The 1,943-nt window shown below is 71.3% G+C and carries 4 protein-coding genes; all 4 read right to left on the reverse strand.

What is annotated here, in order from left to right; genetic code table 11:
• Window positions 1–584: PepSY-associated TM helix domain-containing protein (locus Q0112_RS17185; RefSeq protein ID WP_297977230.1), on the reverse strand; the 584-nt coding region annotated here is incomplete at its 3' end.
• A 12-nt stretch (window positions 585–596) separates the two neighbouring features.
• Window positions 597–1,067: a DUF2271 domain-containing protein gene (locus tag Q0112_RS17190; protein ID WP_297977231.1), complete on the reverse strand. Its 471-nt coding sequence runs from the start codon at window positions 1,065–1,067 to the stop codon at window positions 597–599.
• A gap of 43 nt (window positions 1,068–1,110) precedes the next feature.
• The gene (locus tag Q0112_RS17195; protein ID WP_297977232.1) at window positions 1,111–1,467 is read right to left on the reverse strand and encodes a hypothetical protein; all 357 of its coding nucleotides are present in this window, start codon (window positions 1,465–1,467) and stop codon (window positions 1,111–1,113) included.
• 207 nt (window positions 1,468–1,674) lie between these two features.
• A partial coding sequence (locus Q0112_RS17200) for a hypothetical protein (RefSeq protein ID WP_297977233.1) occupies window positions 1,675–1,943 on the reverse strand: 269 nt, incomplete at its 5' end.

The raw sequence follows: 1,943 nt of genomic DNA on the forward strand, positions 1-1,943 counted from the left end.
GGCAGGAGGTCGAAGGTCGAGGCCGTCATCCAGAGCGCCGTCGCCGCGGACAGCGCGAGACCCAGCACGGCGAGGCGCGCGATCTTGACGTGGAGGCGTCCAGCCAGGGGGCCGCGGAGCGGTGCGAACCAGCGCCGCCAGCCGCCGGCTCGCCGCGCCACCAGCGCCGCGCCGGTGAGGGCGAGCACGAGCATCGCCGCGGCCCCGGCCGCCGTCGCGATCCGCCCGCCGTCGCCGAGAAAGAGCGAGCGGTGCAGGTTGGTGAGCCAGCGCCGGGTCGGGTCGGGGTCGGCGGAGGCGACGCCCTCTCCCGTCGCCGGGTCGATCACGGCGGCGCCGGGCACGCCGTCATCGAACCAGTAAGCGGTGATCCTACCCGATGGCGCGCGCCGGATCTCCTCGACGCCCGGGTATGCCCCCCGGACGCGCGTCGCGAGCTCGGCGACGCTCAGCCCCGCGCCGGCCTGCGGGGCGGCGAGGCGCTCCGCGGCCGGAAAGACCGACAGCGCCGCCCCGCTCAAGGCCAGCACGGTGACGAGCGCCAGGGCCAGCAGACCCGGCCAGCGATGGAAGGCGCGGATCATGGCCCGGCTCCCTCACATGTCGTAGCTGAAGCTGCCGACGTAGCGGCGGCCGCGCACGGACTGGCCCACTCCCTCGGTGGTCAGCGGCACGGCGACCTCGTTCGGGCTGTCGCGCATGTCCTCGACGGCGCCGTCGACATGCAGCGTGTAGCCGGCGTCGAAGAGCGCGTCGGCGAGGTCGAGCGTGATCTCGAGGGTCCGTCCGGCCCCGACGCTGGCGCCCGTGATGCCGTCGATCTCAGCCGGGTCGCCGCCGGTCGCGCGGTACCAGTCGGTCAGGTGCTCGTAGTACTTCGACTTGCCGCCGGCCATCCACAGGCTGCCGACGTAGGCGCCCGACGCGTCGGTGACGTAGAGAGCGAGATAGGCGCCCTCGCCGCCGTAGTCGGTGAGCGCGGTGGTCAGGGTGACCGGGCGGGCCAGGGCGAGGCCAGGAAGCGTGAGCGCCGTGGTCAGCGCGAGTGTGGCGAGCAGGGATTTCATCGGGATTGCCTTCCTTGGAGACGCGGGAGGTGCACGGCCGGGCTCAATTCACCTGGACCTGTGGCGGGGCTCCGTTGCCGAAGAGCCCGTTCTGCGGCGGGGCGATCGGGCCTGTCGGCGCTGCCGGGGCCGGTTTGCGCGAGTCACGAGGCCTGTCGTCGTTGGTGTCATGGTCATCGTCATCGTCGTCGTCATCGTCGTCGTCATGCTCGTGGCGAGGCCGCCGGCGGTGGTCGCGATCGTCGTCGTCGCTGGCGAAGACGAGAGGCAGCATCTCCGATCGATTGGCGAAGGCATCCACGGAGTCGCGCCCGCCATCGTGCACGAGACTCCAGGCGAGGACGCCGGTGGTGGCCGTCAGGGCCGTGGTGGCGATGAGCAGGGCAACTGCCTTCTTCATTGCAGGGTCTCCTTCCTTTTCATGCGACCAGTCTGGAGGCGCCGCCTGAGCAGTCCCTGACGGAAGCGCACTTTCCGCTTCAGCTTCCGGTCAGGAAGGCATCGCTCCGACGCGGAAGGTCGGCCCTGGCGGCCGGCCTTCGCACCACCTCCGTGTCGACGATTTAACTATGCACCGGCTCCTGCCGGCGATGGCAGCGGCCCCGTGTCAGTGGAGCGCTTCCGCATCGCTCGGGGCGACCGCCCCATCCACCCCGGTCAGGATCGCCCGGACGGTGGAGCCGAAGAGGACGGCGGCCGGATAAAGCACCTCGGCGTCGCCCATCTCATGCCAGACCATCCTCTCGGCAAGGCGCGAGATGTCCGGCTGGCCGTCCGCGTCCGCGGCGGCGAAGAGCTCGGCCAAGGCGCTCACGACTTCGATCCGGCCGTCGAGCAGCCGGGGCAATTCCGCCTGCAGTTCCGCCAGTCCAACCT

The sequence above is a fragment of the uncultured Amaricoccus sp. genome, assembly GCF_937858865.1.
Lineage (GTDB): Bacteria > Pseudomonadota > Alphaproteobacteria > Rhodobacterales > Rhodobacteraceae > Amaricoccus.